The sequence below is a fragment of the Okeania sp. SIO2B3 genome (genome assembly GCF_010672525.1).
In the GTDB taxonomy this organism is placed as follows: domain Bacteria; phylum Cyanobacteriota; class Cyanobacteriia; order Cyanobacteriales; family Microcoleaceae; genus Okeania.
This window is the reverse complement of the sequence record NZ_JAAHGH010000005.1, coordinates 266,002-286,327: the sequence shown is the minus strand read 5'-3', so window position 1 is coordinate 286,327 and position 20,326 is coordinate 266,002. Positions and strand designations below refer to the sequence as shown.

The 20,326-nt window shown below is 37.0% G+C and carries 17 protein-coding genes; 8 read left to right on the top strand and 9 right to left on the bottom strand.

The genetic code is table 11. The annotated features are described in order from the left end of the window. Positions 1–648: 648 nt before the first annotated feature. Positions 649–2,688 carry a mechanosensitive ion channel domain-containing protein gene (locus F6K15_RS06825; protein WP_293058748.1) on the bottom strand — a complete coding sequence of 680 codons (2,040 nt, stop codon included), beginning with the start codon at positions 2,686–2,688 and terminating at the stop codon, positions 649–651. A 1,056-nt stretch (positions 2,689–3,744) separates the two neighbouring features. Between F6K15_RS06825 and F6K15_RS06820 the strand changes: the two genes are divergently transcribed. From F6K15_RS06820 to F6K15_RS06805, 4 genes are all read left to right on the top strand, one after another. Further along, entirely contained in the window at positions 3,745–4,641 is an 897-nt protein-coding gene (locus tag F6K15_RS06820) for a hypothetical protein (RefSeq protein ID WP_293058746.1), read from the top strand. Positions 4,642–4,700: 59 nt separating this feature from the next. After that, complete coding sequence (locus tag F6K15_RS06815) at positions 4,701–5,084, top strand: hypothetical protein (RefSeq protein WP_293058744.1); 384 nt, start codon at positions 4,701–4,703, stop codon at positions 5,082–5,084. Positions 5,085–5,685: 601 nt separating this feature from the next. Then, positions 5,686–6,363 carry an FHA domain-containing protein gene (locus tag F6K15_RS06810; protein WP_293058741.1) on the top strand — a complete coding sequence of 226 codons (678 nt, stop codon included), beginning with the start codon at positions 5,686–5,688 and terminating at the stop codon, positions 6,361–6,363. 313 nt (positions 6,364–6,676) lie between these two features. Continuing rightward, entirely contained in the window at positions 6,677–8,758 is a 2,082-nt protein-coding gene (locus F6K15_RS06805; protein WP_293058739.1) for a tetratricopeptide repeat protein, read from the top strand. 534 nt (positions 8,759–9,292) lie between these two features. Here the strand turns inward: F6K15_RS06805 and F6K15_RS06800 are convergent. Next, on the bottom strand, positions 9,293–9,655 hold the full coding sequence (locus F6K15_RS06800; RefSeq protein WP_293058736.1) for a helix-turn-helix domain-containing protein: 363 nt from the start codon (positions 9,653–9,655) through the stop codon (positions 9,293–9,295). A gap of 101 nt (positions 9,656–9,756) precedes the next feature. Here F6K15_RS06800 and F6K15_RS06795 point away from each other — a divergent pair, with 101 nt between their 5' ends. From F6K15_RS06795 to F6K15_RS06780, 4 genes are all read left to right on the top strand, one after another. Beyond that, positions 9,757–10,377 (top strand): NAD(P)H-dependent oxidoreductase, encoded by a 621-nt coding sequence (locus tag F6K15_RS06795; RefSeq protein WP_293058733.1) that lies wholly within the window; start codon positions 9,757–9,759, stop codon positions 10,375–10,377. 464 nt (positions 10,378–10,841) lie between these two features. After that, positions 10,842–11,546, top strand: a complete 705-nt coding sequence (locus F6K15_RS06790; RefSeq protein ID WP_293058730.1) for a glutathione S-transferase family protein — start codon at positions 10,842–10,844, stop codon at positions 11,544–11,546. Between the two features lie 158 nt (positions 11,547–11,704). Then, a complete protein-coding gene (locus F6K15_RS06785) occupies positions 11,705–12,001 on the top strand; it encodes a putative quinol monooxygenase (protein WP_293058727.1) in 297 nt (98 codons plus the stop codon). A 47-nt stretch (positions 12,002–12,048) separates the two neighbouring features. Beyond that, positions 12,049–12,852: an SDR family oxidoreductase gene (locus F6K15_RS06780; RefSeq protein ID WP_293058724.1), complete on the top strand. Its 804-nt coding sequence runs from the start codon at positions 12,049–12,051 to the stop codon at positions 12,850–12,852. Between the two features lie 234 nt (positions 12,853–13,086). On the opposite strand, the gene F6K15_RS06775 is transcribed toward F6K15_RS06780, so the two are convergent. The 7 genes from F6K15_RS06775 to fni form a co-directional block, all read right to left on the bottom strand. Next, on the bottom strand, positions 13,087–13,530 hold the full coding sequence (locus tag F6K15_RS06775) for a hypothetical protein (RefSeq protein ID WP_293058721.1): 444 nt from the start codon (positions 13,528–13,530) through the stop codon (positions 13,087–13,089). Positions 13,531–13,674: 144 nt separating this feature from the next. Beyond that, on the bottom strand, positions 13,675–14,139 hold the full coding sequence (locus F6K15_RS06770) for a PIN domain-containing protein (protein ID WP_293058719.1): 465 nt from the start codon (positions 14,137–14,139) through the stop codon (positions 13,675–13,677). A gap of 218 nt (positions 14,140–14,357) precedes the next feature. Then, positions 14,358–14,972, bottom strand: coding sequence for a hypothetical protein (locus F6K15_RS06765; protein ID WP_293058716.1), 615 nt, complete (start codon positions 14,970–14,972; stop codon positions 14,358–14,360). A 209-nt stretch (positions 14,973–15,181) separates the two neighbouring features. Next, positions 15,182–15,424, bottom strand: a complete 243-nt coding sequence (locus F6K15_RS06760) for a TIGR02450 family Trp-rich protein (protein WP_202222197.1) — start codon at positions 15,422–15,424, stop codon at positions 15,182–15,184. Positions 15,425–15,717: 293 nt separating this feature from the next. Then, complete coding sequence (locus F6K15_RS06755) at positions 15,718–16,191, bottom strand: GNAT family N-acetyltransferase (protein ID WP_293058707.1); 474 nt, start codon at positions 16,189–16,191, stop codon at positions 15,718–15,720. A 167-nt stretch (positions 16,192–16,358) separates the two neighbouring features. After that, a complete protein-coding gene (gene sppA, locus F6K15_RS06750) occupies positions 16,359–18,185 on the bottom strand; it encodes a signal peptide peptidase SppA (protein ID WP_293058704.1) in 1,827 nt (608 codons plus the stop codon). Positions 18,186–18,797: 612 nt separating this feature from the next. Continuing rightward, on the bottom strand, positions 18,798–19,835 hold the full coding sequence (fni, locus tag F6K15_RS06745) for a type 2 isopentenyl-diphosphate Delta-isomerase (RefSeq protein WP_293058701.1): 1,038 nt from the start codon (positions 19,833–19,835) through the stop codon (positions 18,798–18,800). Positions 19,836–20,326 lie beyond the last annotated feature (491 nt).

Below are 20,326 nucleotides of genomic sequence, written 5' to 3'. Positions count from 1 at the left end.
CAAATTGCTATAATTAACAGAGACTGAATAACTTTTTTGATAATTAGCACGCTAGTTATTGTTAATTATTCTGATCTTTACTTCTCCCCTACTCCCCTACTCCCCTACTCCTTAAAAAGACTTTTTCAGCAAACCCTATTTAGAGGGCAGGTTTTTAGGACTACATAGGGCTTGCTGATTAAATCTAAAAGCATTGATCTATAAAGACAAGTGCCTTTTTGGGGCCTTTAAAAAGTGCATGGTATCACGTCTAAAACGCTCAAAAAGTTAGTATTTTAGGCGCATAGTTGGGCAGAAAAATCATTCTTACAATTCTTACCGAAAAATTGTGGTTTAAAGCCTCCCCTTTTAAGGGGATAATAAGCGGTCGTTTGCGGAGCAGTCCGTTAGGATGGGATGGCGAGGTCTCGGAGCCATATCCAATCGACCAAGAGAAGAAAATTTTTCATTATTAGTCAATCCTCTTCTTTTCAAGGAGAGGTAATTATTCATTATTCATTATTCATTATTCATTGTTGAATTTTACCTCCTCGCTCATTCCCATTTATTCTGTATCCTGTCTCCTAGAAAGAGCAAAAAGACTTTCCATACCCAAACCCTACATAGGAAATATCAAGGTTTTCGGCTAAACCCGTGCCTACAATTGTGCTATTCATCAGAATTATTTTGTGCTAAATCAATTGCTCTAGCATCTGGATCGGTTTCCCGTTGACTATTCTCTTTCATCTGAGAATTAGTGCTAAGATTACTTTCAATTTCATCGTCATAAAAGCGATAAAACAAAGGCTCATCTTTAAAATTATGTTCGTCTAAAACATGATGAATTATGCCCTTTTCTAACATTAATTGACCCATTAAAATAGCTTCTTCCCGAGTAGCTCGTTCGTGAATCATTAACCACTCTACCGCATCCGACCCAAAAAAGACATTTTGAAATTTCTTAAATTGAAATTTGCGGTCTTTGATAGAAACTCCGTTAGCTCCACGCATGGCAGTGGCGATCGCCTCCCAGTCGTACTCTTCTTTGATAGCAGGTGGTTCGATGAGTGGAGTTTCTTGAGTTTGAAGTCGATATTCTACAGGAGTTTGTGACCGCACCCAAGCGTAAATTTCTGGATCGAGGTCTGTCAGATGTAAGTCTTGTTGAGGGCGAGGTACTTCTACCCCATACTTTCGCAAATATCTTTCTATCTGGTTATAGAGGTGGGTTCTCACCTTCGGTTGCTTGAGAGGATCGCGGATAAAAGCCACTACCCGAAACTGTAACCCATCCTCTGCATATTCCCGAAATTTCACTTTGGGAGGTGGATGACGGAGAATATCTGGATGTTCTACTTGAGCTGAAGCAAGCAAAACTTTGTAGACAAAATCAATATCTGTTCCATAAGGAACTTTCACATAAGCTTTCACCCTAGTTATACCACTACGGTTCCAGTTGAGGACTTCCCCTTCAATAAACCGAGAGTTGGGAATGGTAATAATGTAGCGTTCGATATTAGAAATGTCAGTAGTTCTGGCACCGATGCGTTGGACTAAGCCTTGAAATTCTCCTACTTGAACTAATTCTCCAACTTTGACCGGACGAGCAACAATTAAAATTAACCCACAGATAAAGTCTTTGACAATATTTTGTAATCCAAAACCAATTCCTACTCCGAGCGCTCCAAGCAAAATAGCTAGAGACTGAAAGTCTACCCCTCCAGCATTGAGAATTAAGACCGCTCCGATAGAAAGCAGTCCGTATTGGACAAAAAATGCAATTGTGTCTTGGTGACTGCGTTCAGCTTCTGTGAGGGGTAGGAAGCGAGATTTGAGGATACTCACAAACCAACTTACCACTACCCAAAGTGCGACTATGGTTAGAGCGATCGCTAATATTTGGCTAAGGGAAATGCTTTCTTCTCCCAGTTTAAACATTCTAGAATTAAATGTAGTGTCTAGAAGTTTGACAGCTTCATAAAACCAAGCTCTAGTTATGGGAAATAGTTGAATACCATACTTGATAAATGTTGCCCATACTCCCACTTGTAATAATCTTAAACCTAATAGTTGTAAGGAGTGCCAGCGTCTGTGAGGATTTTGTAGTTTCTGGCGTTGAATGTAACGAAATAGTAATACGAGTCCCCCCTGAAGTAATAGAGTAATCAGAAAGGCAATTATCAGCTTTTTGACTGCCCAACGGGTATAAGCAGGGGTGCGTTCCTGCCAACTTTGATTTAAACCCTGCTGGAGTTTTTCCTGCCACATTTGCACTTGAATTTCTGAGTACATGAAGTTGAGGACATCCGCTTCTGTCACCTGCACTAAGGGGCGACTATCGATGTTTAATACCACTTCTTGATTAGAGCGAACTACTTTTATCTGTGGTGGTGTTCCTCGTTGAATACTCTCAGCTAAGGCTGATTTTAGAGTTGATGTGATTAATGCGGCTCTCTCTTGGGCAGTCACTTTTTCCAAAGGGCCAACTTCTATAAGCTCTCGACCATCTAATACTACCGGAGCTTTTACGTTTGTTGCATCTTCTGCTAGGACGGGAGAAAATAGAAATATTGATAGTAAACAGATGCACAGTGCCAGAATTAATCTAAACCCATATTTCTGAAGTTTTGATACATAGTTGAAGGAAGAAGGAAGAGGGAAGAAGGAAGAAGGTTGATTATTGACATTCCGTTGTTTTAGATATTCCATAAGTCAAATAAGGAAGAAGCAAGAAGGAGGAAGAAGGTTTTAATTATCTAGGATAGAAGATTCATTATTAATATTCCCAGGACTTACACAAGTTGACCTGTAGGGGCGAATGGCATTCGCACTATATGTAGAGTCTCTGCGTAAGTTATGATTCCGTTGTTTGAGCTATTCCATAAATCAAATATAGTAATGGCTACTGCTATATCTTATAGCAGAAGGAAGAAAGAAAAAGGGAAAAGTGGATGGAGATAGTCTTCGACAAGTGACTTGTCTAGATGCTGGTGCATTGTCATGGTGGTCTATTGTAATTATTTTGGTCAAGGACAAAAACAGTGGGAGCATCTTGCTTCCTTACTCGTATTTTGCTCCTATAAAGTGGCGTTGTTCATCCCCATCTAGTGCAGGATGGCAGAAATAACTAACCAGTTACAAAATCCTAAAAGCCTTACCAGTCAATACTTTTGAATTTTGAATTTTGACTTCCGCGTAGTGGCACTAGCATTTAGCATTACGCGAGCAGGACTACCCGTGTCTACAAATGCCAACCAATTTTATAGGACTTATATCATGTCCGTTGGTATTGGAGCGTGTATAAAGTTGGGGAAATATCTAGCGCCATACATATAAGGTTTTTCCTTCTCTTAAAGCTTCTTCCTTCTTCCAACTTCGGTCTTCCTTACCTTCACGCTTACAATACCGATGCTACCGGACATGATATTACGCAGTACAAGGTATTTCCGTCATTGCGACCCATAGGGAAGCAATCTCAAACGCTACTTTTTCGTGCTTCGTGCGTAAGTCCGGATATGTAGATTAACAACGGCGCTCCATGGGAGCAAGATGCTCCCACTACCGTGTCTGGTAACAAAAATTATTACAATCTACCAGATTTATGTTTCAATTAATCTAGCAGAACTAAAGCTAAAATAGTTAGATAATTTATGTTTTAACTGAGATAAAGTAAGCCAATCAAAATTAATCATGTACTGCTAATTAAGCCTATTAAATCAAAACAGCAAATCTGAATTTTTTACCAATCTATGCCCAAAAAATTATATGAAAAAATCAATACTATATTTGACGGTTATAATCGTCTGTGGATGCAGTGACTTATCTACTACTGAAAATCAATTAAACTTGCCTACCACATCACCCACTCCTACCTTTGTAGAATGCCCACAAAAACCAATAATTCGTCTGGATAAAACAGACACTAAATCTTTATCTTTAACTGAAAATATTATCGCTATATCCGATACTGTTAACTCTGAAAAACAGCTTGGCTATAAATTTTATGCCCGAACAGGTAAAGATTTTAACTATAGAATTACCAGTAATGTTTGTATTTGGATATTTGCCCCAGATACTAAACTATTACAGCGTCGAGAATTAATCATCGCTGAACAGAGGGATTCACCAATTTCTGGAGAACAAATGTCTATCGATCTACCTCTAACAGGAGAATATATTGTGCAAGTTTCAAGTCCTAGTAAATCTACAGAATTCAAGCTAGAAATGAGTTTAGGAGATTTAGCGACACCAGAACCTTCTACAGTTAATATAGACGAAACTTCATCAACGCCAAAATCAGAAACGACACCTCAAGAATCTACTTCTAAAACCTCTAGTGAAGCAGCAGTAAAAAATTATTATTCTAATCTTAATCAAGGTAAATATGAGCAAGCTTGGAATCAACTATCAACAAGTTTTCAAGATAATCAACAACTACATCCAGATGGTTATAATTCCTATTATGATTGGTGGACAGGAATTAGTAATATTGCTATTCAAGATATTAAGCAGGTCAGCACAAGTACAGACACTGCTACAGTAAATGCTCTGGTAAAATATACAAAAAAATCGGGAGAAAGTATTGCTCAATCTCTGGAGTTATTTTTAGTTTGGAATTCTACAGATAAAAAATGGAATATAGATACAGTTAGTCTAAATTAGTGTAAGCATTCAGCTATAAGCATTCCGTAGGAAATGCTTACGAATTAGTTAGAATTATTATGGTAGAATATTCTTTGACTCTCACAAACAAAAATACTAATCAAATATCTAGATATATTCTAGACTTAGAAGAATATTATGAAAATCAGCCTGCCAGTTTTTTTACCCCAATAGTCTGCAATAAAATTAGAAATGAACTACAAAGTCAAGGTAGCTGTCATATTAATGATATGTACTTACAAATAATTATCAAAACATGGATTCAAGATATCAAAGAAGGATATAGAGATAGTAATGTTGTTCTAGATTTACCTCAAATTAATCATCGGAATATTAACAGTCTCAAAGAATCAGGAAATCAAGAAATTCCCCAACTTATTTATCCAGATTTATCTGATGTAGAACCACAAATAGGTGCCTTACCTCCCCTAGATTTTTCTTAAAGTAAGAAAGAAGGAAGGATCAAGAAGGAAGAAGGAAGAAGGTAGATTAAGTAGGGTGTTTCAGCAATGAACAATGAACAATGAATAATTAATAATTACCCCTTCTTGAAAGAAGGTGATTGACTAAAAGGAAAATTTTTGATTTTATCCCCTTAAAAGGGGAGGCTTCAAACCAGAATTTTCTAATTATTAATTATTAACTATTAATTATTAATTATGAGGTGACAATACCCTTACCACTTCTGGAGTAATCCTCGATTTTACTGTCACGCACCGCTTGCTGTGGGATGGTGTTACACGAGCTAATATTTATTTGACAAGCACTCTCTAAAGTAATATCAAGTCTCATTAATTAGCCATAATAAAAATGTTCTTCTTTTGAGAGAGAATATTTTTTCGGTGCGGAATGCGGAGCAAACGAATTTCCCCTGCTTCCCTACTCCCTACTCCCTAAATTTTTCCGAAGTGGTTATTCAAAGAGACATGATATAAGAAATAATGAAGAAGCAAAAAGGAAGAAGGTAGTTAGTTCAAGATTGTTACTCTAAAAAAACATCAAGTTAAAAATTATGTTGCAGAAAAAAAGTTAAAACAGAGGATTATGACTATTAATTGTAATGTATGTTTCTACGATAGAAATTCAGACAAAAATCAATTTTGTGAAGTTTGTGGCTCAGAAATACAACCATCAATTACTTTGTTTGAGGCTGCAGAAAAAGGTATTCAAGAGGGAGAAACACAAACTGTTTTACAAACAGATGAACAACCAGTAAATTTTCATCAAAGTATTAATCAAAATATTAATCAAAATATTAACAATAATCCTGTAACTGCACCAGTTCATACAAATATTCAAACTAGCTCACCTCCAACTCTAGAAACTGGTGAAAAAGCAAATATTTTACCTACAAATTCTGCTAATCCTACTCTGATTACTGGAACAATTGCTAAACTTATTCCGAAACAAGTAGGTTCGCCCGTACCAGAATTTATTATCGATAGTAACAATGCTCTGATTGGTAAATTTGACACTAATATTGGTCCTGTAGAAATTGATTTAGATGGATTTTATGGAGATGAAACAGTTTCTTCTACCCATGCAGAAATCTATTTTGAAAATAATCAATGGCAGATTAAAGACATGGGTTCTACTCATGGTATTTATATTAAACCTACAGGTAAAACTAGGTTTGGATACAGGATGAATAAACCAGAAATTTTAAACTCAGGAGATGAAATTGCTATAGGTAAAATTCGGTTATTATTTCTGATTATTTAATTTAATTTAGAAATCAGGAATCAGTAGGGGCGAATGGCCATATCCAAGCCCCCGCGCATCCCCCATTTAACAAAAAGCGAAGCAACATCTGGCTTCCCCCTTAGAAAGGGGGACGGGAGGGGGATTAATAAAGGCGGACTAGAGCAAGCAAATTGACTCTTGTTCCCCCCAAATTTGGCTTGCTCGGGGGGCAAAATTCAGTATCAAAAAACTTTTCCCTTTTGCGTCAATCCTATCAACTTTCAACAATAATTAATAATTAATTATTAATTGTTAAAACCTTCCTTACTTCAGTAAAATCAAAGATAAAAAAATGTCTATAAACTGCCCAGTTTGTGGCGCAGAAAATTCTGATACTGCCATTACCTGTCGCGCTTGTGGTTCCCCTTTAACGAATATAAATTCCGTAGGATATCAACTTCCTAGTGGCACTTTACTCCAGCAAGGTAAATATAGAATAGAAAAAACATTAGGTGAGGGTGGTTTTGGCATTACTTACAAAGCAACTGATTTAGAAAATCTTACCGATGTTGCTATTAAAGAACTCTGCCCAGATAAATTTCTGAGACATGGCATAAATATTATTTGGCCTCCCTCTATTACTGCCAAAATTAAGCAGGAACAAATCCAAAAATTTAAGATAGAAGCAGAATATTTACAAAAATGTATCCATCCCAATATTGTCAGAGTCATTAATTGGTTTGAAGCTCACAATACAGCTTATTTAGTAATGGAGTTTGTCAGAGGTAAACCCCTGTCTAAAATTTTGCAAGAAAAAGGTAAACTGCCAGAAAATATTGTCAAAAAATATTTTATTCAAATAACCGAAGCTTTACAATTGGTTCATGCCAATAACTTCCTACATCGCGATATTAAACCAGATAATATTATTATTAACTCCCTAGATAAAGCTATCCTCATTGATTTTGGTTCCGCCAGAGAATTTTTGGCAGGTCTCACTAATAAAATGACCTCCATGCTGACGCCTGGATATGCACCAATAGAACAATATACTAACTTCAGTAAACCCAATCCTAGTACAGATTTATATGCTGTTTGTGCTTCAATTTATCATGCTTTAACAGGGAAAGTTCCAGTAGCATCACCTGGTAGATTAAGTTCAGAAACTTTGATTTATCCACGCCAAACAGAACCATCAATTCCTCCTCAAATAGAACAAATTATCTTAACAGGAATGAAGATGGAAATAGAGGAACGTTTTCAAAGTGCTGAGGAATTAATTGATGCACTTAAAGGTAAGTTTATTTCTCAACAATTAAGACAAGCTAGACAGATTTTAAAACAAGGAAATTTGCCAGAAGCAGTCACAGCTTATCAACAATGTTTGTTACAAGAACCCGATAATGGTATTGCTGCTGTAGAACTGGCAATGCTATTAGTTTATATTGACGACCGCCAAGCTATTTTGGCTGCTAATCAAGCTATTAAAATTAATCCCAATGATGGTAGAGGTTATGGAGTTTTGGGATTAATTAGTTGTCGTCAAGAAAATTGGCTGCAGGCACTTCAACAGTTAGAAAAAGCTGTAAATTTATCTCCGGAAGAATCTTGGATACAGGCTAACTATGCTTGGAGTTTAGCAAAATTATCTAGATGGAAAGAAGCATTAATAGTATGCAATTGTGCCTTGAAAATAGATAGTAATTCTGCTTTTGCATTAGGATTAAAAGGTTGGATTTTAGTCAATCAAAAACAGTGGATAGAAGCAATCGGTACTATTCGTCCAGCAATAAAAAATTCCCAAAAATATAATAGTAGAGATCGCCAAAAATTGCTTTCTTGGTTATACCCTTCTTTGATTTTTGCTATAGACCAAGAATTACTAGGTGAAACTACTCCAGATATAGATAAATGTATTGAAGAATGTATTGAAGAATTTATTACTAAATTGCCTAACAGTAGTTTTGTCTGGGGATGCAAAGGTTGGAAATTAGGCTGCAAAAATCAATGGCAAGAGGCTATTATTTCTCTAGAAAAAGCTACCAATTTAACTGATGTTAAATCTTGGATATTTTTAAATTTAGGCATCGCTTATGAACATCAGGGAAACTATCAAGCTGCCATTCAAATATATAAAAATTTCAGTCATAATCATCAAAATGAAATTGCTCTATATCGTTTAGGCACTTTCCTTGGTCGTCAACAACAATGGTTACTCGCTCAATCCTTCCTAGAAAAAGCAATTAAAATAAATCCAAATTATGCAGAAGCTTATCATAATTTAGGGTGGGTGTTGTTAAATATTAAAAATCATCATGGAGAGATTCAAAACTTACAGGCAATGGAGTCAGCTTATGGTCAAGCTATTGAACTTTATGAACAACAAAATAAATTAAATTTAGCTAACAGTATTAAACAAGCATTTCAAGTATAACTGGCCACTACAAGTACGAGGCATTTTTAACCAACTTGCCCATAAATAATAGTTGGGCAGAGAAATGTCGAGTATGAAAAATCAACTCCTTACACCTCTAATATCAAATCTGGTTGAACACTTATTATATAGTTGGGGGGAGTAGGGGAGTAGGGGAGATTGAAGACTTGAAGTATAGTTATAAATATATACTATATAACCGGATTCTATATAAATAATAATAGAGAATATACCCATAAATAGTTAAGACTTGCTGATTAACTAGGGCTTGCTAATTAAATCTAAAAGTCTTTACAGATAAAGGTTTTAGCCTTTTTGTGGTCTAATTGCAGTACATGGTTTTCAGCTCTTCATGCTCAAAAAGTTAATATTTTAGGCGCATAGTTGGGTAGAAAAATCATTCTTACAATTCTTACTCCTACCTCCTCGCTCCCAAGCCATTTCTCCTGTCTTTCCCTCCAGGGAGGGGCGAGGGGTGGGTTGTCTCCTGCCTCCTGTCTCCTACCCCTACTAAAAGACTTTTGAGCACAAACCCTAGATATTTTGTTTCTCTGCCCATTGTTTCAACTCTTCTAAAAAAGAAAGTGTTGTTTTCCCAAAATCAGTAATTTCGTAGGTTACAGCAAAAGGTCTTGTACTAATTACCTCACGCTTAACCAAACCATCATTCTCCATCTCTCTTAGCCTTTGAGTTACCATCTTTTTGCTTGCTCCGCCCAGTTGACGAGCTAAATCTCCAAAACGCACTGGTTTATCCTTGAGATGCCAAAGAATAGATCCTTTCCATTTTCCACCTATAAGCCTCATTCCGCGTTCAATTGGACAAGGTTCAAGACAAGGTTCAATTGCCCGCTTGCGACCTAGATCGTCGGTTTCAATTTCAATTTTAGAACTCATTTCCCACCTGGTTACTAAAAGTATACTGGTTGACTATAGTAACTTAATTTTGTATCTTTCAATTATGGCAGTGACAAAGATCAAATCAATCAAGACAACTAATGAACACTCTGCTTTTAATTTTAGGCAAAGAAACTAACGAATTTGCTAAAGGTAGCTACAATCAAAGTCTTTTTGAGACTGCAGTAGAAACTTTAAGCAATGGTTATAAAATTTTGACTACTATTGTTGAAGATGGCTACAAAATTCCAGAAGAAATCGCTAAATTCAAACAAGCTGACGCAGTAATCTTTCAATACCCAGTTTACTGGTTCATGATGCCATCAACCTTAAAACGATACCTAGATAATGTTTATGCTTATGGTGAGTTTTTTGCCTTTAGTGGTGGTGAATATGGTTCGGGTGGACTTATGAAAGGTAAAAAGTTTATGCTCTCTACTACCTGGAATGCACCTGTTGAAGTCTTCAATAATAAGAATCCAAATAGTTTTTTTGAAGGGCGATCGGCAGAAGAAATATTGCTACCAATGCGTAAATCTCAGGAATATTGTGGTTTAGAGGAGTTACCACATTTTTCTTGCCACAACATTGTTAAAAATCCTCAATTTGAGTCCGATAAAGAGCGGTACATTCTTCATTTAACTAAAGTTTTTCTCGATTTTAATCCTTTTAGAAACGCAGACGCTCAACAAGTAGCATCTATAGTCAGTAATGCTGGCTAATGTTTGATTTATCCTCGAAAAACACTATTGCAGGATGGCGGAAATAACGAAGTTAGAAGTCAGAAGTCAGAAGTCAGAAGTTATCAGGACTTACACAAAGACACTGTGTATAGAGTCCAGTAACTATTGGACAATAGTTATGAGTACTATATATAGCGTATCTGCGTAAGTCCTAGTTATTTTTGTAACGGGGGTTTGAGCTCTGCTCCAAAAATATTTTGCCTTAAAAGGCGTGGTTTTATACCCATCAGGACTTACGCAAAGGCACTATTTATAGAGTCTAGTAACTATTGGACAACAGTTTTGAGCGCTATATATGGCGTATCTGCGTACGTCCTACCCATATTATTTTGATAACTGACCAGTTACAAAATCCTAAAACAATTACAAATCAATACTTTTGAATTTTGAATTTTGACTTCCACGTAGCAGCACTATTAATTTAGAATAACCGAGAAAATATTGTGACCAAACAACCAGATATTCATCTTTATACAGCTTCTACTATGAACGGATGGAAGCCAGTAATTTTTCTTGAAGAAGCCGAAGTTGAGTATGACATGACCTATATTGACTTTTCTAAAAAGGAACAAAAGTCAGATTGGTACATGAAGCTCAACCCAAACGGACGTATTCCAACGATCGTAGACCGGAGTAATGACGATTTTGCTGTTTTTGAGTCGGGTGCAATTCTCTGGTATTTGGCGGAAAAATATCAAAAGTTTCTCCCTCAGAATGAAAAAGCTCGCTCTCAAACACTCCAATGGTTAATGTTTCAAATGGGTGGTATCGGACCAATGATGGGACAGGCGATGTACTTTCAAAGAATTGCCGAACCTCAGGGACATCGAGATGAGTTTGCGATCGAGCGATATGTAAAGGAGTCGCGCAGGTTACTGGAAGTATTGGATAAACAGCTTGAGGGTAAAACCTTCTTGGTGGGAGATGAATTTACGATCGCCGATATTGCGACCTATCCTTGGGCGAGATCCTACTACTGGGCAAAGGTTTCTGTAGACGGACTGAACAATCTTCAAGCTTGGTTTGACCGTATTGACGAACGACCTGCTACCCAAAGAGCTTTGGAAAAACCCAAACCCGTACCTGCGTTTTTTGGTCGGGGTGATGTTGACACTGCTCAAGCTGCCAATGCAGCCAGATTTAAATAGGACTTACGCAGATACGCTATATATAGCGCTCACAACTATTGTCCAATAGTTATTATAATCTATAAATAGTTCCTTTGCGTAAGTCCTGTTAAAGATAACTGATACATCAACTTCAATGATAGTGACCAATAGAAAATTAGAGACAAAAAATAAAGACCATGAGCGAAAAACTATACACTGTTGCCGTATTGAAAGCTCAAAAGGGAAAGTTTGACGAGCTAGTTGCGGTTCTAGAAGAACTAGCAAGAGAGACTCGTCAGGAAGCAGGAGCGTTGCAATATGGATTTTATCGCGACCAAAAAGACCCTAACACCATACTATCTTTTGAAGAATGGCAAGATACGGATGTTGAATCTGCACATTGGAAAACATCCCATCTTACTTCAGCGGTTGAAAAATTCAAGGACATTTTGGATGGCGAACCGATCGTCTATAAAAGCCATCAAATCATCTAAGTTTGTTTCATAAATCAAAGTATTTTTTCCAAAAAAGGAGATTTTTTATGAGTAAGACAATTTTAATGACAGGTGCAGGTTCGGGATTCGGTAAAGGTACGGTGCTGGGGTTAGCAAAAAAAGGTCATAAGGTAATTGCTACCTGTGAAAATTGGCCTCAAGTTACTGAACTCAAGGCAGCAGCAGAGCAAGAAGGTGTGGAAATTGAAGTCGCTAAGATGGATCTGCTGAATAAAGAGGAACGCGAATTTGTGTTTGAGAAATATGGCGACGAGATTGACATTTTAGCTCCCAACGCAGCTACTGGTGAAACGGGTCCCATCGCTGAAATTCCTGTCGATCGAGTACGTCGTGTATTTGAGGTGAATGTCTTCTGCACCCTAGAATTTATCCAGCCGTTCGCCCGTCATTTTGTCAAAAAAGGCAAGGGAAAGATTATCTTTACTTCTTCAATTGCGGGGTTTTCCACCTTCCCGTTTCTCGCACCCTATTGCGCGTCCAAACACGCCCTCGAAGCCATTGTGCAGTTGATGCGTGAGGAAATGGAAGGTACTGGAGTACAGATTGCAACTATTAACCCGGGCCCATTCCGTACAGGCTTTAACGATCGTATGTACGACACCCTCGACCAGTGGTACGACCCCGACCGAAACTTCACTCCAGAGAAGCCAGTTCGCGATACACAGCAACTATTTGCAGGAGAAGATTTGCAACTCGACCCTCAAGGAATGATTGACTTTATGATCGAGACTATTCCTCAAGACCATCATAAATTTCGCAATGTCTATCCTCAGCGTTTTATTGAGGATGTTAAGAAGTATCAGGAAAGCTTGTGGGATATTCAGGTTTAATATCATGTCTGGTTAAACAGTTATAAATAAATGATGGAGGAGTCAGGAGTCAACCCACCCCTAACCCCTCCCAGGAGGGGAAGTCAGGAGTTAGGAGGGAAGAAAGAATAAAGAGGAGGAAAAGGAGAAAGTTTTTTTATCACTAATTATCCGGACATGATATTACTACTTTAGTTAACTTTTATTGTCGAAAAATTTGTGTTTTCAACCTTTATTCTCAGTTTAATTTATTGCTTAAAGTGGTTCCCGGAATTTATATTGAACTTCCTCATTTCCTAAAAGGCAAGCAGATACACTAAGATAAACATCACCCCTTCTACCTAGTGAACCATCTGCTTCTAACCAATTTGCTGTTTCTCTTCTGAGACTAATATCGCTAAAATTTTGCTCGGTATAGTCATACATACATTCTCCTTCAACTATCAATATAGAATTCTGTCTTTCATTTTCTTTTATACTTTGAAAATCTGAGAAATGATACTTTAACTCAAACTCTATAGCTAGTTTATTTCTAGCCTCTGTAATAAATGCTGAAAATGAAGATAAATATTGAGATAATTCTACTATTTCAAAACCTATCTCAGAAACGAAATCTCGATCCAAACGAGAAATAATTTCTGCATCTATTCCCAGGATAATACTTGTTTTATCCAATTCTGGCACGTCAGACTTAAGCATCTCTAAGCATGATTTTAAATCTTTATATGTAAACAACTCTTGACCTAAATTTTTGCATTCTTGGCAGAGATTTTTAGCCAGGCGATTACAATTTTTGTCCTCAAAAAAACCTTGATCTTGAGTTACAAAATGAACTTCGTAATTTTATTTTAGTAGAGAAAGAATTGCTTCCCAAATAGCAGAATCTTTAAATTGTTGATTTTTTTCTCCATTAAGTGGTGTTCCTTCATCTACGCGCTGAAGTGCTGACTTAGCGTGTTCAAAAGTAAACGGTACTCTTTTAATCCACGGCTCAATTTCTTTCATTCTGCTTTCTATAGCATCTTTAATTTGATTTTCGTCTGGTACTTGGTAATTAGAGCGTTTTCCCATGATAATTTCAATTTTTTTAAAGTTAGAGTTAATTTTTTCAACAGCTTCACATCCATATTTAATTGTATGTTTTAAGACTTCATTTTCTATAACTTCTGGTAATCCAAGATAGCCATTATTTTGTTTTATACAATAAAGTAATGCTCCTCCTAAAGGCGTTTTTAGTAAAATATTAGAATCTTGTATCCATGTATTAGTATCAATTACCACACAGAGTTTTTTTGAATTCTCTTCCATTCTTATAAAATGTGTAATTAACTTGTGATTTGTACTGATTTATATGACTATGCTTGATGCTTTTGAAGATATTCTCCCCAGAGCTTATTATCACTGTCAATTTTTAGCGATCGCCTAATAATCTGTAATGATTAAGAACTTTTAGTTAACTCTTTCAATGAAGTATTTTAACTATTTAAATTCATTTAAATTCTCTTTTTTATGGGATAATATAAAAATTAAAACGGGATTTCTTCATCTAAATCAGACTCATTTTCCTGTTCTTGAGATTCAGCAAAAATTGCCTCTGCTTGTTTAATTTTTTCAAAAATTGTAGCTCTAGAATAAGGTCGTTTTTTCATCAGTCGATCAATTTTGTATTTAGCTTTAATTGCCTCTCGATATTCTTGAGAAATCGGTTCTTCCGGCCAATTCATATCGCTAGCTTTGATAATTGGTAGTCGAGAACCTAATTTTTCTATTGGCATTTCTGGTAATCGTAGGAGAAAATATTCTCGCCTACGTCTGATATTTTCAGCTCGATTTTCAATTTCTGCTAATACACCTAATAACTGACTAGGATGATGTTCAGAAATAGCGACTATAACCTCAACATCATCTAAGGGAATACCTAAACTTTTTGCTTTGGCTAAAAATTCATCTGGAATATGATTTATTATCGGAGGATTAATCGCAGCAGAGATTTCTGCCATAGCTTTTTTGATAGTTTCTTGAGCAAATTCAACTGTTTGATGATTAGCTTGATTTGTCGATTTTTCACTGACAATATCTTCTAATTTTTGGGTGGCATTTGTTAATAATTGAATTGCTTTTTTGAGATGTTCATAATCCATTTTTATCGAATAATTAAGTTTGAAAGCCTCTCTTTTATAAGTCAAAAGTCAAAAGTCAAAAGTAAGAAGTAAGAAGTAAGAAGTAATATGAAATACAAAAATTGTGCTACTTACCAAATAATTAAGGTTGAAACCCTCTCCTTTATAATTCAAAAGTCAAAAGTCAAAAGTAAGAAGTAATACGAATTTCAAGGAGAGGTAATTATTAATTATTCAATGGCTTCTAATTCTTGTGTGGATTGCCATCCAGGTTTCCAAAGAGAACGGTCTTTTAGTTGTTTAGCATTTAACCAAAATCTCACACTAGAGTCACAGGAAGCTACCATTTCAGCAAATACCCATTGACCTTGATTTTTACGATTTACTACTTGGAAATGTCGCCATCCCCAAGTTTTTTGATTGGCCGTCCATTTTGAACCAACAAGATGAGGAAACTTTTGTTTTTTTGACATTTTAAAGAAGGAAGAAGGAAGAGGGAAGAAGGAAGAAGGAAAAGAAAGGTTTAAAGGGAGAAGGTTTTTTATGGTTAATTATCCGAACATGGTATTAGAGGATATCTGAAAAGTTTTTTGATACTGAATTTTGCCCCCCGAGCCCCCCAACTTTGGGGGGAATAAGAGCCAATTTGCTTCTAAAAGTCCCCCAAAATTGGGGGACCAACGGGGGCTTAGATGTAGTAAATGGGACTTATCAGACAACCTCTTAAAGCCACAAAATAAAAGATCGGGAAGAAGAAAAAATTATTCTAAGACAAGTCTAACCGCATTTCATTACTTTTATCAAAGCCAAGATGAGAATATAGAGGTTTGCCTTGAGGCGAAGCATGAAGAATAGCCTTAGTACAACTAAGAGATTTAAGGTAAGCGATCGCTTCTTCCATCAACTTTTTAGCAATTCCTTGACGGCGATAATTTGCTTCAACATAAACACCCCAAATATAACCATATTTTCGATATTCTGCCTTGAGAATATTTGGATATAAACCAGAAAATATTTGACAGCTAACTGAACCAACTATTTTATTATCTACTTCAGCAATAAAACCTTGATAAAATAGTTTTTCTCTAGCATTATCAATATATTCTTTTGTAATTTCTAACCAGTTAGATTCAATAGAATCAATAGGTACGCCAAGAGCTTGCCACATTTTGTACAGATGCTCGGCAATTATATGATATTCTGATAGGTTTGCTGTTCTGATATTAAGATTTTCTGGCATTGAAATTAAGGAAGTTATAAATCAAAAGTCAAAGAAAGTTATAATTCAAAAGTCAAAAGTAGGAAGTAATATGAAAATTGTGCTACTTATCAAATAATTTTGGGATTCTCACCCCAAACAATTTTCTCTTCTTCCTTCTTCCTTCTTCCTTCTTCCTTCTTCCTTCTTCAATCAATTCTGAGATTAAAAGGCAAACGAGTATAAATTCCATAAGGATCGTTCATCGCTCTCAAACTAGCTAACTCCTGCTGCAACTTTTGAAATTCTGCTGTCAGTGGGTCTATCGGAGAAGTAGATATTTCAGCTTCCACACCAGAAAGACTGCGGAAAATTCTTTGCTCCAAACTACGAGACTGAGGATATTCTTCAACTTTCCAACTATCTCCCAATTCCGCTGTTTCTGCAGCAAACTTAATCGCACCCTCTATTCCAGTAATCTCATCTACCAAACCTAATTTTTGAGCATTAACACCAGACCAAACTCTACCTTGAGCAATTTCAGCTACTTTCTCCTTTGGTAAATTACGAGCAGTTGCTACATCTGTAATAAAACGCTCATAAATTGAATCCACCATATTTTGAATTAAGGCTAACTCCTCCTCAGTTTTAGGACGAGAATTATTATTGAGATCGGCAAATTGACCAATTTTCACTGTATCCCAAGTAATGCCATTTTCATTGCCCAGCTCTTGAATATTGAACAAAACACCAAAAACTCCAATGGAACCTGTAATAGTAGTAGGTTCAGCAAATATTTTGTCCGCATTCATGGAAATCCAATATCCACCAGAAGCAGCTATATTGCCCATAGACACAATTATAGGTTTTTGCTCGCCTATCAGCTTCACTTCTCGCCCAATAACTTCCGATGCTGAAGCACTTCCACCAGGACTATTAACTCGCAAAACTACAGCCTTAACTTTGTCATCAAATCGTAGTCGTCGCAATTCTTTAGCTAGGCGATCGCCTCCTATTTGTCTGGGAGTACCCGTACCATTAACTATTTCTCCCTCAGCGTAAACTACAGCAATTTTATTTTTACTATTAACATCTCCACTGGCAACTTCTGCAACTTCTGGCACTCTTGTATAGTTATTGAGACTAATTTGTGTGAAAGTTTTGTCATCTTCTTCTTTGCCCGTTAACTCTTTGAGTTCACTTAGCACTTCATCATAATAATCAACTCGGTCTACTAATTTACTATCTACCGCAGCATCCGCCATCAAAATACCCTGCTCATTAGCGATCGCCTGTAACTGCTGTATTGTTAACCCCCGACTCGGAGCAATTGTTTGCAGGTATTTACCCCAAATGTCCCCTAACAATTGGAGATTTTGCTCCCTGTTTTCCGGACTCATTGTTTCTCGGATAAAAGGTTCAACTGCGGACTTATATTTACCAACTCTCGTTACTTGGACTCCAATACCAAATTTATCAAACGCTCCACTTAAGAACATAGTCTGTAAACTTAAGCCATTGAATTCTATGACACCAAGAGGGTTAATCACAATTTCATCTGCTACGGAACCTAGATAATATTCTCGCTCTGTCCAGTTAACATCGTAGGCAATGATTTTTTTGCCTGTTTCTCCGAACCGTTGAAGTGCCTGACGTATTTCTTGTAGGTTTGCCAGTCCTGTTCTTCCTGGTGTATTGCTTCCTTTAATGTAAAGACCGATAATTTTTTCATCTTGGGCAGCAGTATCAAGAGCATTAATTGCTTTTCGGAGAGTAATAGTTGCAGGTTGGTCCCCAGATAGAGCTTCTTGGAGTGCTTCCCCGGTAGTGGAGATGGGTCTGGTGTCTGTAATATTCGTAGCGAGGTCGAAAACTAGGATCGATTTATCTTTAACTTGTGGGCCGATGTCTTTGGCCTTACTCGCGATGGAGCCAACAAGAAATATTAGTCCGCCAAATCCTAAGCCGACAATTAGAGCAATTCCCAGTAAACTGCCAATCAGGCTGGCAAAAGTATATTTGAAGAAGTCTTTCATGTTTCCAGTGGGAGTAGTTTATAGAGGAAATAAATTTTTGGAGAAGGAGTCAGGACTCAGGAGTCAGGAGGCAGAATAATTAGTAGAGCATTGCTGAACCGCCACTAATCAAAAACCACCAAAAATCAGATTTTATGAGAGCTTTAAACCCTTTTATTCATAAACCAATAGTACTAAATTCTATTCTCAATTCCTCAGAATGAGGACTAAATTCTTTTTTGGTAATTATAGCGTTTTCATCTAATAAAAAATCAAACAGAACTTACGCATTTTTCCGACAAAAACGCCATATATACCATAGTGCTATAGTTTTTATCTACTATATGTAGTGCCTTTGCGTAAGTCCTGTCATTTCAGTTAGCCTCCTGTGGTCGGAGCTACGCTATCAGTTAGCCTCCTATGGTCGGAACTGCGCCCTTCAGTTAGCCTCCTCCGGAGGAACTGCGCCCTTCAGTTATCAGTACCGACCACTAAAGTGGGAGGCTTGAAAATACTGAATTGAATATTTTTTCATCCCCTTAAAAGGGAAGGCTTTGGACTTCATTTTTTGGTAAAACTAATTATCATACATAAATCATTAATTTTTTCCGCCTACTCCCTACTCCCTACTCCCTACTCCCTCTTTTCTAGACTGCCAGATTTTTTCAGTTCAGATAAATTAGCATTACCCGTGCAAAAGAGGACTGTTGTAATTTCCGCTATTAAAATATCTACTAATGTATTTAGAGATTCTTCTGATTCAGCCGCAGCTTGAAGGAATGGCCAAGCTAGCCCACTGAGGTCTGCACCCAGAGCGATCGCTTTTGCCACATCTACACCATTCCGCAAACCTCCAGAAGCAATTAGCGGAATGTCTGAGTTGAAGGCCCGGATGTCAGTAATACATTTTGCTGTTGGTATACCCCAGTTGCCAAAAGTTTCTCCTAACCTACGCTGACGTATATCTGTTGCTCGTTCCCCTTCAATTTTTGCCCAAGAAGTCCCCCCAGCTCCAGCTACGTCAATTGCTGCTACTCCACCATCTATTAATTTTTGAGCCATTGTTCCGGAAATGCCATTACCTACCTCTTTGGCAATTACTGGCACTGGTAATGAGTAGCATAATTTTGAGATTTTGTCAAATAATCCGCGAAAATTTGTATCGCCTTCAGTTTGAATACACTCTTGCAAAGGATTAAGATGAAGAATCAGAGCATCTGCTTGTAAGATGTCGATCGCTTGTTGGCACTGCTCTATGCCATAGTCATAATTTAGTTGAACTGCCCCTAAATTAGCAAATAGGAGAATATCCGGAGCGAGCGAGCGCACAGCAAAAGTATCCGCCACTTGGGAATTTTCTACCGCCACTCGTTGTGAACCTACTCCCATTGCTATTTTATATTTTTGAGCAACTTTGGCTAACCGATAATTAATCATTTTTGCTTGTTCAGTGCCACCTGTCATCGAAGATATCAACAATGGCGCACCTAATTGTTTTCCCAGAAATGTAGTGTTTGTAGTTATTTCGTTGCGATTTAGTTCTGGTAAACAACAATGGGTAAAATAGTAACGGTCTAAACCATTAGTAATGTTGTTAAATTGGACATCTGATTCCAGACAAATTCTGAGATGGTCTGCTTTGCGGGTTTGAGTTTGAGAATTTAAGTTCATCAGTTATTTAGTAAGCATTTCCTACGGACTGCTGCGCAAACAGCCGTCAGCTAGCCTCCTATTGGAGGAACTGCGCCCTTCAGCTAGCCTCCTCCGGAGGAACTGCGTTAACAGCTATTACTTTATAGTTTACAATAAAAGCTTTATTAATTATCTTACTAGAAAAGTTGGCTCCCTTGCCCTTAAAGTCTATTTAAATTTAAACACTGTCCTTAAGGAGAGAGTCTTGTTGTGCCCGATCTGACATCTCATAGCTATTTGGGCAGCATTCCGCAGGAAATGCTTACGCTATTTATTATTTCGGCGTTGGTAATTTGAGGTATGATATCATGTCCTGATCAGAGCGCGATAGAACTCTATGACCTTTACACTCCCCGAAAAACTTTCTCCTTCTATTCCTCTTTATTCTTCTTTATTCCCTCCTGACTCCTGACTCCTAATTCAACAATTAATAATTAATTATTAATTATTAATTATTACCTCTCCTTGAA

Coding starts and splice junctions, on each gene's coding strand:
- F6K15_RS06825 (WP_293058748.1), bottom strand. CDS start 2,688: ATGGAATATCTAAAACAACGGAATGTCAATAATCAACCTTCTTCCTTC.
- F6K15_RS06820 (WP_293058746.1), top strand. CDS start 3,745: ATGAAAAAATCAATACTATATTTGACGGTTATAATCGTCTGTGGATGC.
- F6K15_RS06815 (WP_293058744.1), top strand. CDS start 4,701: ATGGTAGAATATTCTTTGACTCTCACAAACAAAAATACTAATCAAATA.
- F6K15_RS06810 (WP_293058741.1), top strand. CDS start 5,686: ATGACTATTAATTGTAATGTATGTTTCTACGATAGAAATTCAGACAAA.
- F6K15_RS06805 (WP_293058739.1), top strand. CDS start 6,677: ATGTCTATAAACTGCCCAGTTTGTGGCGCAGAAAATTCTGATACTGCC.
- F6K15_RS06800 (WP_293058736.1), bottom strand. CDS start 9,655: ATGAGTTCTAAAATTGAAATTGAAACCGACGATCTAGGTCGCAAGCGG.
- F6K15_RS06795 (WP_293058733.1), top strand. CDS start 9,757: ATGAACACTCTGCTTTTAATTTTAGGCAAAGAAACTAACGAATTTGCT.
- F6K15_RS06785 (WP_293058727.1), top strand. CDS start 11,705: ATGAGCGAAAAACTATACACTGTTGCCGTATTGAAAGCTCAAAAGGGA.
- F6K15_RS06780 (WP_293058724.1), top strand. CDS start 12,049: ATGAGTAAGACAATTTTAATGACAGGTGCAGGTTCGGGATTCGGTAAA.
- F6K15_RS06775 (WP_293058721.1), bottom strand. CDS start 13,530: ATGCTTAAGTCTGACGTGCCAGAATTGGATAAAACAAGTATTATCCTG.
- F6K15_RS06770 (WP_293058719.1), bottom strand. CDS start 14,139: ATGGAAGAGAATTCAAAAAAACTCTGTGTGGTAATTGATACTAATACA.
- F6K15_RS06765 (WP_293058716.1), bottom strand. CDS start 14,972: ATGGATTATGAACATCTCAAAAAAGCAATTCAATTATTAACAAATGCC.
- F6K15_RS06760 (WP_202222197.1), bottom strand. CDS start 15,424: ATGTCAAAAAAACAAAAGTTTCCTCATCTTGTTGGTTCAAAATGGACG.
- F6K15_RS06755 (WP_293058707.1), bottom strand. CDS start 16,191: ATGCCAGAAAATCTTAATATCAGAACAGCAAACCTATCAGAATATCAT.
- sppA (WP_293058704.1), bottom strand. CDS start 18,185: ATGAAAGACTTCTTCAAATATACTTTTGCCAGCCTGATTGGCAGTTTA.
- fni (WP_293058701.1), bottom strand. CDS start 19,835: ATGAACTTAAATTCTCAAACTCAAACCCGCAAAGCAGACCATCTCAGA.